This is a genomic window from Yoonia vestfoldensis, assembly GCF_002158905.1.
Taxonomy (GTDB): domain Bacteria; phylum Pseudomonadota; class Alphaproteobacteria; order Rhodobacterales; family Rhodobacteraceae; genus Yoonia; species Yoonia vestfoldensis_B.
Window position 1 is genome coordinate 2,415,168 of record NZ_CP021431.1, and the last position, 15,180, is coordinate 2,430,347.

13 protein-coding genes are annotated in these 15,180 nt (G+C 58.4%); 5 read left to right on the forward strand and 8 right to left on the reverse strand.

Annotation, left to right across the window (positions count from 1 at the left end; all coding sequences use genetic code 11):
• From LOKVESSMR4R_RS12060 to LOKVESSMR4R_RS12075, 4 genes are read left to right on the forward strand one after another with little or no spacing between them, the layout of a single operon-like run.
• The gene (locus LOKVESSMR4R_RS12060) at window positions 1–1,557 is read left to right on the forward strand and encodes a hydantoinase/oxoprolinase N-terminal domain-containing protein (protein WP_237331776.1); all 1,557 of its coding nucleotides are present in this window, start codon (window positions 1–3) and stop codon (window positions 1,555–1,557) included.
• The gene (locus LOKVESSMR4R_RS12065; protein ID WP_087208732.1) at window positions 1,550–2,659 is read left to right on the forward strand and encodes a DUF917 domain-containing protein; all 1,110 of its coding nucleotides are present in this window, start codon (window positions 1,550–1,552) and stop codon (window positions 2,657–2,659) included. Before LOKVESSMR4R_RS12060 ends, LOKVESSMR4R_RS12065 begins: the two co-directional genes overlap by 8 nt.
• Entirely contained in the window at window positions 2,656–3,786 is a 1,131-nt protein-coding gene (locus tag LOKVESSMR4R_RS12070; protein ID WP_087208734.1) for a DUF917 domain-containing protein, read from the forward strand. Before LOKVESSMR4R_RS12065 ends, LOKVESSMR4R_RS12070 begins: the two co-directional genes overlap by 4 nt.
• On the forward strand, window positions 3,783–5,348 hold the full coding sequence (locus tag LOKVESSMR4R_RS12075) for an ABC transporter substrate-binding protein (RefSeq protein ID WP_087208736.1): 1,566 nt from the start codon (window positions 3,783–3,785) through the stop codon (window positions 5,346–5,348). The genes LOKVESSMR4R_RS12070 and LOKVESSMR4R_RS12075 overlap by 4 nt, the downstream gene beginning before the upstream one ends.
• Window positions 5,349–5,508: 160 nt before the next feature.
• On the opposite strand, the gene LOKVESSMR4R_RS12080 is transcribed toward LOKVESSMR4R_RS12075, so the two are convergent.
• The 7 genes from LOKVESSMR4R_RS12080 to LOKVESSMR4R_RS12110 all read right to left on the reverse strand — a co-directional run bounded on the left by LOKVESSMR4R_RS12080 (window position 5,509) and on the right by LOKVESSMR4R_RS12110 (window position 12,973).
• Window positions 5,509–6,993 carry a methyltransferase domain-containing protein gene (locus LOKVESSMR4R_RS12080; RefSeq protein ID WP_157898204.1) on the reverse strand — a complete coding sequence of 495 codons (1,485 nt, stop codon included), beginning with the start codon at window positions 6,991–6,993 and terminating at the stop codon, window positions 5,509–5,511.
• Window positions 6,994–7,089: 96 nt separating this feature from the next.
• On the reverse strand, window positions 7,090–8,187 hold the full coding sequence (locus LOKVESSMR4R_RS12085; RefSeq protein ID WP_335673962.1) for a rhamnan synthesis F family protein: 1,098 nt from the start codon (window positions 8,185–8,187) through the stop codon (window positions 7,090–7,092).
• A complete protein-coding gene (locus LOKVESSMR4R_RS12090; protein WP_087208741.1) occupies window positions 8,184–9,095 on the reverse strand; it encodes an NAD-dependent epimerase/dehydratase family protein in 912 nt (303 codons plus the stop codon). The genes LOKVESSMR4R_RS12085 and LOKVESSMR4R_RS12090 overlap by 4 nt, the downstream gene beginning before the upstream one ends.
• The gene (gene rfbC, locus LOKVESSMR4R_RS12095) at window positions 9,095–9,658 is read right to left on the reverse strand and encodes a dTDP-4-dehydrorhamnose 3,5-epimerase (RefSeq protein ID WP_087208743.1); all 564 of its coding nucleotides are present in this window, start codon (window positions 9,656–9,658) and stop codon (window positions 9,095–9,097) included. Before rfbC ends, LOKVESSMR4R_RS12090 begins: the two co-directional genes overlap by 1 nt.
• Entirely contained in the window at window positions 9,655–10,728 is a 1,074-nt protein-coding gene (locus LOKVESSMR4R_RS12100) for an NAD-dependent epimerase/dehydratase family protein (protein WP_087208745.1), read from the reverse strand. The genes rfbC and LOKVESSMR4R_RS12100 overlap by 4 nt, the downstream gene beginning before the upstream one ends.
• 4 nt (window positions 10,729–10,732) lie before the next feature.
• Window positions 10,733–11,509, reverse strand: a complete 777-nt coding sequence (gene rfbF, locus LOKVESSMR4R_RS12105) for a glucose-1-phosphate cytidylyltransferase (protein ID WP_087208747.1) — start codon at window positions 11,507–11,509, stop codon at window positions 10,733–10,735.
• Window positions 11,510–12,040: 531 nt separating this feature from the next.
• Entirely contained in the window at window positions 12,041–12,973 is a 933-nt protein-coding gene (locus LOKVESSMR4R_RS12110) for an IS5 family transposase (protein ID WP_087207531.1), read from the reverse strand.
• 973 nt (window positions 12,974–13,946) lie between these two features.
• Here LOKVESSMR4R_RS12110 and LOKVESSMR4R_RS12120 point away from each other — a divergent pair.
• Entirely contained in the window at window positions 13,947–14,579 is a 633-nt protein-coding gene (locus tag LOKVESSMR4R_RS12120; protein WP_087208750.1) for an isochorismatase family protein, read from the forward strand.
• On the opposite strand, the gene LOKVESSMR4R_RS12125 is transcribed toward LOKVESSMR4R_RS12120, so the two are convergent.
• Window positions 14,569–15,168 carry a malonic semialdehyde reductase gene (locus LOKVESSMR4R_RS12125; RefSeq protein WP_087208751.1) on the reverse strand — a complete coding sequence of 200 codons (600 nt, stop codon included), beginning with the start codon at window positions 15,166–15,168 and terminating at the stop codon, window positions 14,569–14,571. The genes LOKVESSMR4R_RS12120 and LOKVESSMR4R_RS12125 overlap by 11 nt on opposite strands.
• Window positions 15,169–15,180 lie beyond the last annotated feature (12 nt).

Consider the following 15,180-nt stretch of genomic DNA (forward strand, 5'->3'; position numbering starts at 1 on the left):
ATGAGAATGAGACTGGGCATTGATGTCGGCGGCACCAATACCGACGCGGTGATCCTTGATGGCCGCCGCGTGCTGGCAGGCGTCAAGCGCATGACAACCGAAGACGTCATGACCGGCATCAGCGACGCATTGGAAGCCGTGATCGCGCAGGCAGGTGTGGCGCGCGATGCCATCGACGTGACCATGATCGGCACGACGCATTTCACCAATGCCGTGGTGGAACGCCGCGCGCTGGACCCGGTCGCCGCGATCCGGCTGGGCCTGCCCGCCACCGCCTGCCTGCCGCCGATGGTGGACTGGCCCGCCGATCTGGTGGCAGAGGTCGGCGGCCACCGTTACCTGCTGCATGGCGGCTATGAATTCGACGGGCGCGAAATCGCACCGCTGGACGAAGACGGCTTGCTAAGGGTGGCCGATGATATCAACGCCAAGGGCATCCGCGCGGCGGCGATCTCTTCGGTGTTCTCGCCGATCAACCGCGCCATGGAAGAGCGCGCCCGCGATATCCTGCAGGAACGCTGCCCCGGTCTGGCCGTCGTCATGTCGTCACAGATTGGCCGCATCGGCCTGCTGGAACGCGAAAGCGCCGCGATCATGAATGCCAGCCTGCTGACATTGTCGGATCAGACCGTCTCGGCCTTTGGGCGCGCCCTGTCAGAGGCCGGGCTGACCTGCCCGTTCTATGTCACCCAGAATGACGGCACCTTGATGGCGGCGGATATGGTGCGCCGGTTCCCGGTGCTGACCTTTGCCTCTGGCCCGACCAATTCGATGCGCGGGGCGGCCTTCCTCACCGGTCTGAAAGACGCCATCGTGATTGATATCGGCGGCACCACAACCGATGTGGGCGCGCTGCAACACGGCTTTCCGCGCCAAGCCTCTAGCGTGGTCGATGTCGGGGGGGTGCGGACCAATTTCCGCATGCCAGATGTGTTTTCCATCGGGCTGGGCGGGGGCACCCGCGTCGATGGCACGGCCGAGACGCTGGTCGTCGGCCCGCGGTCTGTCGGCTATAGGCTGACAAAAGAGGCCTTGGTCTTTGGCGGAACGACCCTGACCTGCACCGATATCGCCGTCGCGGCGGGCACGGCCGATATCGGCGAGGCCAGCCTTGTCGCGGACCTTGATCCGGCGCTGGTGACTGCGGCCCGCGCCCGGATTGCCGAAATGCTGGAAACCGCCGTGGAACGCACCCGCATCAGCCCCGATCCAATGCCGGTGATCGCAGTGGGTGGCGGGTCGATCCTTGCGCCTGACACTATCGGTGGGCTGAAGGTGCTGCGGCCCGAAAACTTTGCCGTGGCCAATGCCGTGGGTGCAGCCATCGCGCAGATTTCGGGCGAAGTGGACCGGATCTTCTCGCTCGAAGGGCGCACACGCGACGCCTGCCTTGCCGATGCAGAGGCAGAGGCCCGCGCCGCCGCTATCGCCGCAGGTGCGCGCGAAGACACGCTTGACGTGATCGAGCGCGAAGACGTGCCGCTGGCCTATCTGCCCGGCAATGCCACCCGCATTCACGTCAAAGTCGTCGGGGAAATGGGGGCGCTTGATGCTTGATCATCCACGAAAAGGCCGCCTGCTGACCGAAGACGATATCATCGCATTGGAAATCGGCGCGGGTATCTTGGGCACCGGCGGCGGCGGCAATCCCTATATCGGCAAGCTGCGCGCGCGTGAAATGCTGCGCGCTGATTATGAAATGCGCCTGCTGTCACTGGATGATCTGGATGACGAGGCGCAGATCGTGGCCGTGGGCGGGATCGGCGCACCCTTGATTTCTTTTGAGCGGATCAAGGAAGGTCGCGAAGGGTTGCGCTGCCTGCGGGCGCTGGAACACCGGCTGGGCTTTACCGCCGATGCCATCGGTTGCGAAGAAATCGGCGGCCAGAATGCAATGGAACCGCTTGTGGTCGGCGCCATGGCCGGGCTGCCGGTGGTAGATGGCGATGGGATGGGCCGCGCCTTTCCCGAAATGCAGATGACCACCTATTCGATCTACGGCCATCGCTCGACCCCATCCGTGATGTGCGATCCGCATGGCAATGTCGTCAGCTTTGATCATGCAATCACCGAAAAATGGCACGAAACCATGGCGCGGGCCTGCGTGATCGCCCAGGGCGGTGCCTCGGTGCTGGCCTCTGCGCCAATGTCGGGGGCGTTCATGAAACGCTATGCCATTCCGCATACCTATACCCAGGCGATCGGTCTGGGTCAGGCCGTGATCGACGCGCGCAAGACCCATGACGACCCGGTCGCGACGATCTGCGCACGCGAAGGCGGGCAGCATGTGTTTTCCGGCAAGATCACCGATCTGCAACGGCATTTCAAAGGTGGTTTCAACGTCGGAATAGCCCGGATCGAGGGGCTGGACGATTGCCGCGGCTCGCAGGGCGAGATCGTGATCCAGAACGAATTCCTGATCTTCCGCCGCGATGGGGAAATGCAGGTCTGCGTGCCCGATCTGGTCGTGGTGCTGGAACTTGATACCGGCCTGCCGATCACCACCGAACTGCTGCGCTATGGCCAGCGGATCGCGGTGTTGGCCCTGCCTTGCCACCCGCTGCTGCGCAGCGACGAGGCCCTGAACGTGGTCGGGCCTGCGGCCTTTGGCCATCCTGATATCACCTACGCGCCGCTGGCGGAAAAGGGGGCAGCATGACCCGTATCATCGGACCTGACGACATGGAAGCAATCTCGCTTGGCGGGGCCTTTCTGGGCACCGGCGGCGGCGGCGACCCGTATATCGGCAAGCTGATGGCCCGCGCGATGATGACAGACCACGGCCCGGTCAAGGTGGTTGCCGCCGCCGATGTGCCCGATGACGCGCTTTGCGTGCCGGTCTGCATGATGGGTGCGCCAACCGTGATGGTCGAAAAGCTGCCCAATGGCGACGAGGCCCTGGCCGCCCTGCGCGCGCTGGAGGCCTATCTGGGCCGCAAAGCCGATTTCCTGATCTGCATCGAGGCGGGCGGGTTGAATTCCACCATCCCCTTTGCGGTGGCGGCAGCGACGGGCCTGCCGCTGATCGATGGCGACGGTATGGGGCGCGCTTTCCCCGAATTGCAAATGGTCAGCCTGACCCTGCATGATATCTCGGCCACGCCGATGGTGATCGCCGATGACAAAGGCAATACCGGCGTGCTGAACGCGGTATCCAATCAATGGACCGAACGGCTGGCCCGTGCGGCAACCGTCGAGATGGGCGGCGCAGCTTTGGTCGCTCTTTACCCGATGTCGGGGCGTCAGATGAAACAAGGGCTGCTGCATGGCACGCTCAGCCTGATCCATGATATCGGCAAAACGATCCTGACTGAACGCGCCGCCAACCGGCATCCGGCGGCCGCGCTGATCAAGATGCGCGGCGGGTTTGATCTGTGCACCGCGCGGGTGCTTGATATCGAACGCAAGACAACCGGCGGCTTTGCGCGTGGGCGCGCGCGGCTGCGTGGCATGGATGAGGATTCAGGCCGCGCATTCATCCTGTCCTTCCAGAACGAATTTCTGTGTCTGGAAGATGATGAGGGCCAGCCGCTTGCACTGACGCCGGATCTGATCTGCGCGCTGGATGCCGATGGCGGCCTGCCGGTCACGACCGAAAACCTACGCTTTGGTCTGGCCATCCGGCTGATCGGCCTGCCCGCCGATCCGCAATGGCGCAGCGACGGCGGGCTGGCCCTGGCCGGTCCAGCCTATTTTGGCTACCCGCATCCGTTTCAGCCGCTCGAAGACCTGGTGCGGGCAAGACGACCCAAGGACAAACCACGCAACATGGAGGTTACCAAATGAAAAAACTACTTTACGCAACAGCCCTTGCCGGGACCTTCGCATCGGGGGGGCTGCCCGCCCTTGCCCAGGACGAGGTCGCGATCACCGTCAATATGGTGCAGATCATCGGCAGCATCGATCCCGCCAAAGTCAGCGATTACACCGAATATATGGCCGCGGTGAACCTGTATGACGGGCTGACCACGGTCGATCCCGACGGCAATGTCATCCCGCAGCTTGCCGAAAGCTGGGAGATTTCGGACGACGACCTGACCTATACATTCCGGCTGAAACCCAGTGCCACCTTTACCGATGGTAGCCCGGTCACGGCGGCGGATGTGGTCTATTCGGTGCAGCGTCTGATGGCGATCCAGCAAGGGGCCAGCTATCTGTTCGAAGGCATCGTGGAACCTGATGCCGTGGTCGCGCTGGACGATCATACCGTCGAATTCACCCTGACAGAGGTCTACTCGCCCTTTATCGCCGTCACCCCGCTGATCTTTGTCGTGAACCAGAACGCGGTCACGACAAATGATGATGACATCTGGGGCGAGGCGCAATTGGCCGAAACCCCGCTGGGTGCCGGGCCTTTCACGCTGCAAAGCTGGACGCGCGGGTCCGAAATGGTGCTGCGGCGCAATGCCGATTACCACGCCGGCTGGGCACAGAACCGGCCGATCGATGAGGTCCGGCTGGTGGTCACGCGTGACGAATCCACCGTGCGCGCGCTGGCGCGGCGCGGCGAATTGGGGCTGTCGTCGCAATATCAATCGACCGAAACCTATGACGGCATCGCCGCCCAGGACGATTACCGGCTTATCGAGGCAGCAACAGCCACGGGTTATTACCTCAAGCTGAACAACCAACTGGCCCCCACCGATGATATCCATGTGCGGCGGGCGATTGCGCTGGCCACGGATTACGAGACAATCCGCAATGTGCTTTATCCCGGCAGCGTGATGACCGGGCCGCTGGCCAGCGCGTTCGCCGATGCGGTGCCAACAGATGCGACAGCGCCTGTTTTCGATCTAGAGGCAGCACGGGCCGAGCTGGAACAATCGCCCTATTTCACCGGCGCGCCGATTGATCTGGTGCATACCTATGTCGCCAACACGGCCTTTCAGGAAGAAATCGCATTGTTGCTGACGTCAAACCTGGAACAGATCGGGTTTCGCGTGACGATCCAGCCCGAGCCGTGGAACCGGGTGACCGAACTGGCCACCTCGATCGAGACCACGCCGCATTTCAGCCAGGTCTTCTATGGCCCGACCTATCCGTCACCGGATTCGGTGTTCTATGTGCAATATCATTCTGATGCTGCGGGGAGCTGGGCCTCGATGGATTGGGTAAACGACCCAGAGGTCGATGCGATGATCGACGCCTCGCGGCTGGAAACCGACCCCGATGCGCGCAACGCGATCTACCGCGACATCGGCACGAAACTGACCGAGGATCAGCGGTCTGTCTGGCTGCTGGCGCAACAGCAACGGCATGCGGTGCATGTCTGCCTGGAAGGCTTTGCCTGGGTGCCGATGCAAAGCGTCGAGTTTGATTTCTCGCGCTATTCATGGACCTGTGATTGATCAAAACGCGAGGCCGCGCATCCCTGATCCGGGGGTGCGCGTCCAGCATTGCCCTGCGGCTAACAACGCCACCCGGGGGGCAGCCTGGTGTCGTTATATGTCTTCTGGTTGTGGCAGGCGGCATAGACCCTGCACAAGCATCAGGCGTTTCGCGATCTGTTCATGCCTTGAGAAAAGGTCTTATGCGCTCTTGCGCCTGACCATGCGCGGTTGTGTAAAGCCCCACGACATCAGCCCGCATATGGGGTGCCCGCTCGGCTATTTGCCGGAACAAGGCCATGGCGCGCTCCGGCTCGCCACTTTGCAGGGTAGCAACACCAAGTTCGCGCAGAGCGCGTAGCTGCAGGGCGTTGTCGGGTCGCGCCATCATGTGACTGTCGCCATCCAGAATTTCCTGCAACACAGCTTTGGCCTTGTCGTGCTGGTCAAGGCGCATGGCGGCGATGGCGACATGCAGCTTGGCGGGCCAGTATAGCGACGCCGCCTCCTGGAAAAGGCTGGGCGCCAGCGCAATACCGTGTTGTATCAGTTCTGCCGCGACTTCAAATCCTCGCAAGGCATCCGGTAAAAACGCCTTGCCCTGTAAGGTCAGCATGGCCGCATAATATAGGTAAGCCGGCGTAAAATAAGGCGCTACCATGCCGAATTCCTCGAAAGTGGAGGTTCTCAAAACGCGTTCACGCATTGTTTCAGGATTAGCCGGATCAAGCTCATAGGTCCCTTGGATCAGTGCGAGCAATGCGTTTGCCGTGGACAAGGCACCATCAAAATCACCCGCATTGACCTGTTCCTTGAATGCCCTGAACAACAGCCCGCTCAGGAGGTCAGGGTCATCTGCGGTGGCGGACTTGTCGAGCAGATACCGCACATAAGATTTCCTTTCCGCCGCGGGATCCTCGATGCGCTCAAAGGGCACCTCGGAGGCATATGCGATCAGCCGTTCATTGACCTCTAGTACGGACACATAGGCAAAGCCTGTCCGGCGCAGCAGATCTTCAAGCGCCTGCTGCGAGAAGAGCAGACGGTGCAAGCCGGGCGATAGGGCTGCCATCAAGACACCCAACGGGTTCAAAGGGTCTATGTAACCCGCATTGGGCGTTGTCAGGACAAGAATGCCATCCTGCGCGGTCACAGCTTTCAATTCGGCCACAAAACTCGCTGTATCATTCACATGTTCGATCACTTCGGATGAGAAGACCCGATCAAACTTGCGACCGTTCAGCGCGGGAACGTCCGAAAGATAATCGGGAATGATACTGTCATCCAAAATTCGCGACCCCAACCGGCCATAGGCGGACGGTTCAACGCCATGTCCGTCGCCTTTGGCCCAGTTCCAGTAGCTGACCGTAAAACCGACACCACAGCCGACATCCAGCAAGGAAAGCTGCCCGCGCATGCCAATTCGCTGTAAGGGTCTGATCATGAAATCAATGCCTGCGCCGGATTGCAGGTAGTGGCGCATCCACTGCGCGTTTTCCGTAAAAGCGTTATCTTCGTCGTAATCGGTGAAGACCGTCAAATCGCAATTCAGCGTCCCGCAAGCAGAGCAGCGGTTGAACCCCATGCTGGGTTTGTCCAACAAAACATGCGGCACGGAAATGACATGCGCCATGTCGCTTTCGATCCCGCAGGCACGGCAGGCCATGCGGGTCTGCGTGCCATTGGTCCAATGCACCTTTGCCAATGCATCCCCGCCAGCGTATCGGACTTTCTGGGACATGATGTTTTCCTTGTTTCAGGGCTATTTGATGCCCAGATGCTGCTCTGCCTCATGACGTCCAACCGGTCCATCATGCGGGATGACGTCTGGCCAATCCGCGATATCGGGGATGCGCGCTGCATTTTCCGTGATCAGGTTGGTCTTGATGAAAGGGAAACCGAATTCCTTGATCAGGACGCGCCAATAGTAATGCGTTGGGTTCAGCGCCAGACCAAGCAGGTGGAACTTAATCTGCAATCTATTCGACCGCACGGCATCGAAATCCGCACCAAATGAATCCGTGGTTACATATTGGCCCCGCAAACTCGGATAGCATGCCAATAGCGTCTCGAGATACATATCAACGTCACGCGCCTTTTCCTCTACCTCGTCAAAGGGGTACAGAGCGTTCATCGGGACATTTCTGGCGGCAAGGAACCTCGCCAAGCCGAGTTCACCGCGTTGGATCATTGTCGTCTTGTCAAAGGATAACTGAAGACAATCCATGAAATCCAGCAGGGCGCTAATGGCAATCTGACCTGTGAACAGCAAAAAGTAGCTTTGCAGATGAGGCTCAATATCAGGGCTGTCGGTCAGCCCGAAGACACCATCTCCGCCTTGGCGCATGCTCTCGAACAGGGGATCGATCGGGGCGAAAGGGCCAAGCAGGCTGTCATTTACCAGCAGGATTTCCTCGGCGCCGCGCATAACCGCCAAATTGCTCTGGATGATATCGTGCCAAGCGCCGAAATCGCGGCCAAAGGATTTTCGGACCACGATACTGCGCACAAGCGGGCGCAGCGCGGCCAAATCCTCTTGGCGGTCGATCTGCGACATGGACACCAGCATGATCTCGAAGCCCGCGGCGCGAATTGCCTCTAGCTGCTTGAGCACCATCGCTGAGATGCAGGCCTTCGGATTGTAATGCGCATAGATCGCGATATGCCGTGGCGCAGCATCAGCCCGGACACCCGTGATGCTTTTCAAAAAGCGCGTGCTGATAGGGCGGCGGCTCTCCAGACGGTCACGCAATCGGGTTCGCGGGCCAAAATATTTGCGCAGCTTGTGCCTGAGTTTTCTCCGCTGAAACAACATGCGTTTGGCGCAGAGCGGTTGCGGCGGACGGATCAACTTGTTCATTTGTAGAACTCACCGATATTGTCCCAGGCCGCCTGCTCATCCCAGTCCGGGACAAAGACAGTCGCAAGGTCCGTGTTGACCCGAAACGCTGGTTCCGAGAATTCCGTTTGATGCGCCAGCTCCAGTTCACAGGCCAGCCCCAGACGCGACCGCATTTCAGCCGCGAACCTTGTTGCAAAGGCACCTTGCGATTCAACATAGCCAGAGGGGTAAAGCGCCGCAGCGGCGCAATCCGCAAGCAGGTCCTCTGCATAGCGGCAATATGCGCGGGCCAAGAGGTCGACATGTATATTGTCGCGCACATAGGCGGGTGTCCGCACGCTCGCGGTCTCGCCAGCCTTCCAGCTGCGTATCAGGTAAGCACAAAACCGCGGTTCCTCGAGCGGGCCAAAGGGGTTGGGGATCACGAAGCGCCCCAAAGGCAAATCGGCCTCGGCGGCGCGATAGGTGACGATATCAGAGGTGATGCCCTTGGACAGGCCATAGGGCGAAAAGGCTGGTAAAGGTGCCGTACCCGCGCCTTCGCCCTGGGCAAAGACAGAGGACGTCAGCACCATCCCCCGCAGTTTGCCACGGCCCAAGATGTCGCGCAGATTATGCGTATTCGCCGCCACCGCGCCGGTGATGTCGAAATCATCTGACCGGTAATCCCCTACGGTCGCCGCGTGATGCGCCAGCAGGTCAAACCGTTCATCAAGAAGGGCCATGAAGGCTGGGGAACCGAAAGCGCAATCCGGCACCAGGCGCAGTATGCTTTCCAGCGCCGACACGCGCTCTGCCCGGGTGTCGCCAGCATAGGCCGCGCGCGCGCGAAACAAGGGGGCCACAACCTCGTGGCCGGCCTCGGTCAGGGCCTTGGCGAACCAATATCCGGTGAATGAACTCGCCCCTGTCAGCAGAACTTTCATCACGCGCCCCGCATCGTTTCAAACCCATGAAACGCAGCGTCAAGATCTGGCCAGTTGCGGTCCTTGTCCGAGATTTCAACCGGCGCGATGGGCCATTCTATGCCATGCGCGGGGTCATTGTAGCGCACCCCGCGTTCGGCATCAGGTGCGTAAAAAGCGCTGACCAGATACAATGCCTCTGTGTCATCCGTCAGGGTCACAAATCCATGCGCAAACCCACGTGGCACATACATCATTGTCCGGTTTTCGGCCGAAAGTGCGGCACCAAACCATTTCCCGAAGGTCGGCGATCCTGCGCGGAGATCGAGGATGACATCCCAAAGCGCGCCCCGGATGCAGCGCACGACCTTCACCTCCGCTGCGGGTGGCAACTGATAATGCAGGCCGCGCAAAGTGCCCGCCTTCGCGGTCAGAGAATTGTTAACCTGTACGAAATCTGTCTCAAGGCCCGCCTCACGGAACTCGGTTTCGCAAAAGAAGCGCGCAAAAAATCCACGGTCGTCACCGCGCTTTTCCAGATCTATGGTATAGGCGCCATCAAGTGGTGTCGGATTGAAGATCATAGCCGCAGATCCCCACCCTGTGTTGGCTTGGCCCAGTAAAGCATAGAGTCGAGCCGCCCCGAGGCCAGATGCTTTCTTAGCATGTTGAGGCGCATGAACGGGGAGTTGCGAAAATCAACATCGGCAAAACCCATGCCGCGCAATCCTTCAACCAGTCGGGCGATGGACAGCTCTAAATCCACCTGCGGCAAATGATCGGGGGCGAGGCTTTCGAACAGCGCGAAATCCACTTGGTAAGAGCGTTTGTCGGGCGGTGCATCTGTGTTGATCGATACTTTTGTGCCGGGCACTTGCTTTTGGACCGCTTCGGCCAGTCCGCGCACCTGATAATTGTTTGCGCTCTTGCCAGCATTGACCGCCAGCCAGGCACCGCCATTTGCGGCATCGCGGGTCATACCCCAATCGATTGCGCGGGCCATGTCTTCGACGTCAATCAGTGGACGCCAGGGTGTGCCATCGGACAGCACCGTGATTTCACCAGACGTCAGCGCGCAGGCAACAAAATCGTTAAGCACAAGGTCCAGTCGCAACCGGTCCGACATACCGCAGGCGGTTGCAAAACGCAGTGACGTAAACACCATATCCCCCAGATCTGCCGCACGCAGATCGTCCTCTGTTCCAATTTTGGACTTGGCATAGGCGGTCAGCGGATTGGTTGGGTCGGTTTCCTTGCGAGGGCCGCCCTCTGCGGCGCCATACATTGAACACGACGACGCGAAGACAAAATTCTTTACACCCGCGCGGGCCGCCATCTTTGCCAGGTTCACTGACGCCGTGCGATTAACCGCGGTGGTGACATCTTCGAACTCCTTACCCATCGGGTCATTCGAAATCGCCGCGAGATGAACCACGGCGTCCACATCCTGCAGCGCTGTCTCTGGTAGGTCCCTGGTATCGCCAAAGGCCTGAGAGCACAGCGCCGTTTCGGGCAGCGCGGCCGGACCTGTCAGCGCATGACCAAAAAATCCAGCATCATATCCGATCAGCTCCGCATCGGGGTACTTGCGGCGAAGATGACGCGTCAGGACTGGTCCAACGTATCCCATGTTACCCGTAATCAGAACGCGCATGATTTCACTCCCATACCTTCCAGGGCGCGGCCTTCGCGTCCCACATCGTTTCCAGTTCGCGCTTGTCGCGCAGCGTGTCCATCGGCTTCCAAAAGCCGTCATGGAACCACGCGTTCAACTGCCCTTCGCGCGCCAGATTTTCCATCGGCTCACGCTCCCAAACGGTCGTGTCGCCTGCGATGTAATCGCCCACTTTTGGGGACAGCACGAAATACCCGCCGTTGATGTAGCCGCCATCCCCCATCGGCTTTTCCTGAAAACCCGACACCGTGTTTTCGCCACTGATCTGGAGCGCACCAAACCGGCCTGGAGGCTGCGTTGCCGTGACCGTGGCCAGCTTGCCATGCGATTTGTGGAACGCGATGGTACCGGCAATATCAACATCGCTTACACCATCGCCATAGGTCAGGCAAAAGGCGTCGTCGCCGTCAATGAAAGGAAGAACCCGTTTTATCCGGCCGCCAACCTCGGTCAATTCACCTGTTTCAACCAGCGTCACGCGCCAGGGTTCGGCATAACGGTCATGGATTTCCATGGAATTGTTCGCGATGTCAAAGGTGACATTCGACATGTGCAAGAAGTAGTTCGAAAAATACTCTTTGATCACATAACCTTTGTAGCCCAAGCAGATGACGAAGTCGTTTATACCATGGGCAGAGTAGGTTTTCATAATGTGCCACAGGATTGGCTTTCCACCAATCTCGACCATCGGCTTTGGGCGTAAGTTCGTCTCTTCAGACAACCGGGTACCCAAACCACCAGCAAGAATTACAGCTTTCATGGCAACCTCCAAAAGGTCCGATATCGATGACGAAGGGCCTGACAACAGCTATAGAAGCTGATCCGCCTCACCCAAATCATCCTAAGCGACGGGTGATACGGGATGATTACCAAGTGAAAACTTGGGTCTCCGAAAAGGTCGGAGTGATTCAATGAGCCCCCACGGCATCGGTTCAGTTTTCGTTGCTTCCTTGGTGCTGTATCCCCTCTGGCTGATCTGCTGTCTAGTACAAATTATTAAACAAAATCTGTCGGTAACATTTATACCCACCCAAGCACCAATATCGTAACGTTTCGGTCGCTTTTCCGGGAAGGGTGTAGAACCTTGCCCTAACAGCTTGGGCAACGCCTGCCCATGTCACTGAGCCTGCAAAAGCGCATCAGATTTCTTTTACTTTAAAGTTGTTCGCGATTCATCACTTACAACTATAAGCCGATTTCGGTGATTGCTTAATTGATTTTCGACAGGCTTTCTATGGGCTTTGTTGCACAAACCCGCTTGGGGACGTGTTTCCCCTGACCCCGGACGGATTTAGCCTACGGCGACCGTACGCGGTATGCCAAGAGCTGTGAAGCCGTTTAGGATCGCGGCACGGATCTGGATCTCTGCAACCTGGCGATCGAAGTCCCGCGCCGAGAGGCGCTGACCGAGTAGCTTTACACAATGCATTTTTGTCTCAACGCGGCTCCGGCGGTGATATCCAGTCAGGTTTCGCCACAAAGCACGACCCAGATACTTTGAGGATCGCACTGCTTCGTTACGCGCTTTCGCTCCTGCTGTGTCAGGTTTCCACATCTTGGCGTTCTTGCGCGGGGGTATGACGGCGTGCGCATTGCGTGCCGCAATCGCATCATGGCATTTGCGTGTATCATATGCTCCGTCCGCCGTGACGCTGCCAAGCTCCTGATCAGGTGGGATCTGGCTGAGCAAGTCTGGCAGCATCGGGGCGTCCCCAATGCTGCTACTCGTCACCTCGATCGCGCGGATCTCCAGCGTTTCCTCATCGACCCCAATGTGGATCTTGCGCCACAAGCGGCGCTTTGGACCGCCATGCTTGCGGGCATTCCACTCTCCTTCGCCTTCAGCCTTAATGCCTGTGCTGTCGACAAGCAGGTGAAGTGGTCCTGCTGATCCCTTGTAAGGGATGGCGACGGACAACGTCTTCTGACGCCGACACAGGGTACTGAAGTCCGGCACCGACCAGTCCAGCTCAACCCGTTTCAGCAAGCTCTCCACAAACCCGGTCGTCTGCCGCAAGGGCAAGCCGAATAGTACCTTGAGGGTCAAACAGGCTTGGATGGCTGCATCGCTGTAGGTTTTCTGACGCCCACGGCGTCCAGAGGCCTCTGCTTCCCATGACATCTCTGGATCAAACCAGATCGACAGCGATCCCCGCTGCTTAAGTGAATGATTGTACTCTGCCCAGTTCCGGGTCTTGTACGTAGTCGGTGTCCAGCTGCTCATCGCAACCCGCTACCACGCTGGATTCACACAGTGAATCCCCTCATGATGGGATTTGTGCAACAAAGCCTGCTGAAACCAGCCCGCCGGTTGGACCAAAAGCACACCGGGATTCAATGTCACTGACAGGCATTTCGCCTCCCGCGCCTTGGGGTAAATATCATAATGCGGCGCTTCGGGTTTGAACCAGCAAGGCTGGCAGCGTTCCCCGCCCGCTCCATAAAGATAACTGGCGGATGCCCACGCCCAAGGTCTATGGTATGAGGAATCTTTCACCCTGTGCTCAGCTCGGCAAAGGTAATCTGTGTGACAAGTTCTGTGGCTCGCGCGTCACTACCGAACAAGTCTAACAATGCTGGAACCACATGTGCCTGCAAGCAGGTGCGCATGTCAGGCAAAAGCAAATTTCGTACGGCCGCGTTTTCGACGTCAGAATGCGGTAAGATGCCTGCAGCATCTGCTTGGACAACATCCGCGACTATCGTGACATCGAAGCCGTGGTGCGCCATCCAATGGGTTACTTTATGCACAATTTAAACATCCATGACTTGCGTTTATTGGCATCAATACACCTAAAACATGTGTACTTTTTCATGACAAGCCGCGTAGCTGTCAAGTTACCAAATTGTGACAACATAACACTTTGATGCCTAAGGTAGGTTGCTGATGACGTATCAGTACCCCTGATCTGACACACTAAGAGGCGTGGTCGATCCGGAGGACGAAGAAGGCGATAAGGTCTGCAAACAGACGGGCGGGTCACTGGCCAGGCTCTGTGCCCCATTGGCGCATGCAAAAAACGGCTCTTCGGCAAGGCATCACCGCCGGCGCGGAATTGGCCAACACCGTTGCCGCTGCGAAACGCGCTTAATGGGTAACGGTCCGCCAGACATTGCCTCGGAAATGCCGCATGAATTCTGTTGTAAACATGTATATTGTCCGTACATTATGGAGAAGGAAAAGCAGTGGGATACAGATGACCGACCTTCAGCAGAATTATGCGCATGTCTATAACAACTCCGTCGGGTTTGGACGCTATCCGTGCTTGATACTTATCGATTTTGCGCAGGCATATTTTGATCCAGACTGCCCGCTTTATGCAGAGGTCGACAGCGCACTGGCCTCAGCCTTGCGGTTGCGTAAGACTGCACAGACCGCCAACATCCCTATTGTCCTGACAAAGATGACTTATGATGTGGCAGGTGTGACAGGGGGTCGCTTTTTTGAAAAAGCGAAACCTTTGGAAGCTTTCCTGCCAGGGCGCGCGACGGGTGAGTTTGCAAAGGGGCTTGTGCCACAACCAACAGAGATCGTCGTTGAAAAACAATATCCCAGCGCTTTTTTTGGCACATCGTTGGCGTCCACCCTGATCTGCCTTGGTTGCGACAGCGTGTTGCTGACGGGGCTAACCACCTCCGGCTGCGTACGCGCCAGCTGTGTCGATGCGATGAGCCACGGATTTCGCACCATCGTTGTCGCAGATGCCTGTGGCGACAGGCATGACGCGCCGCATCAGGCAAACCTATTTGATATGAAAGCGAAATATGCCGATGTCGTCAGCGAGGCGGCAGCGCTCGAACACCTCGCCACATTGGTCACTAGAGGATAGCGCAGGCTTCATCAAATCTCAGGCGCGGCAGCCGATCGAACAGCTTTTCAGGGTCGCCATAGCCGATGTTGCACAGAAAGTTCGCTTTCCAGCCACGCTCTACCAGAAAGGCCTCTTCGACCATGCCGACGTCAAAGCCTGACATTGGCCCCACATCAAGGCCCAGCGCGCGTGCGGCCAGCATCAGATAGCCACCCATCAGCGTGCCATTGCGGAAGGCCGTTTCATGGGCCACAGATTCAGACCCGGTGAACCATGGGCGGGCGTCGGTATGGGGAAAGAGCACGGGCAATTTGTCGTAAAACGCAGGGTCCCATGCGATGATCGCGCAGACCGGCGCGGACATCGTCTTGTCGAGATTGCCGCCTGACAGTGCAGGGCGCAGTTTTTGCTTGGCCGCATCGCTGGTGATGAACACGAACCTGCCCGGCGAACAATTGGCCGATGTCGGTCCGAATTTCAGGATATCCCAAAGCGCGTGCAATGTCTCGTCTGACACCCGCTGACGGCGCCAACCATTCTGACTGCGGGCTTGGGTAAAAAGCTGGGATATCGCTGTCTTGTCGAGCGATGGTTTGGAATCGAACATGGTTGATCCTTC

Bases quoted from the DNA above. Each gene is read 5' to 3' on its own strand.
- LOKVESSMR4R_RS12060 (WP_237331776.1), top strand. From the start codon at position 1: ATGAGAATGAGACTGGGCATTGATGTCGGCGGCACCAATACCGACGCG.
- LOKVESSMR4R_RS12065 (WP_087208732.1), top strand. From the start codon at position 1,550: ATGCTTGATCATCCACGAAAAGGCCGCCTGCTGACCGAAGACGATATC.
- LOKVESSMR4R_RS12070 (WP_087208734.1), top strand. From the start codon at position 2,656: ATGACCCGTATCATCGGACCTGACGACATGGAAGCAATCTCGCTTGGC.
- LOKVESSMR4R_RS12075 (WP_087208736.1), top strand. From the start codon at position 3,783: ATGAAAAAACTACTTTACGCAACAGCCCTTGCCGGGACCTTCGCATCG.
- LOKVESSMR4R_RS12080 (WP_157898204.1), bottom strand. From the start codon at position 6,993: ATGGCCTGCCGTGCCTGCGGGATCGAAAGCGACATGGCGCATGTCATT.
- LOKVESSMR4R_RS12085 (WP_335673962.1), bottom strand. From the start codon at position 8,187: ATGAACAAGTTGATCCGTCCGCCGCAACCGCTCTGCGCCAAACGCATG.
- LOKVESSMR4R_RS12090 (WP_087208741.1), bottom strand. From the start codon at position 9,095: ATGAAAGTTCTGCTGACAGGGGCGAGTTCATTCACCGGATATTGGTTC.
- rfbC (WP_087208743.1), bottom strand. From the start codon at position 9,658: ATGATCTTCAATCCGACACCACTTGATGGCGCCTATACCATAGATCTG.
- LOKVESSMR4R_RS12100 (WP_087208745.1), bottom strand. From the start codon at position 10,728: ATGCGCGTTCTGATTACGGGTAACATGGGATACGTTGGACCAGTCCTG.
- rfbF (WP_087208747.1), bottom strand. From the start codon at position 11,509: ATGAAAGCTGTAATTCTTGCTGGTGGTTTGGGTACCCGGTTGTCTGAA.
- LOKVESSMR4R_RS12110 (WP_087207531.1), bottom strand. From the start codon at position 12,973: ATGAGCAGCTGGACACCGACTACGTACAAGACCCGGAACTGGGCAGAG.
- LOKVESSMR4R_RS12120 (WP_087208750.1), top strand. From the start codon at position 13,947: ATGACCGACCTTCAGCAGAATTATGCGCATGTCTATAACAACTCCGTC.
- LOKVESSMR4R_RS12125 (WP_087208751.1), bottom strand. From the start codon at position 15,168: ATGTTCGATTCCAAACCATCGCTCGACAAGACAGCGATATCCCAGCTT.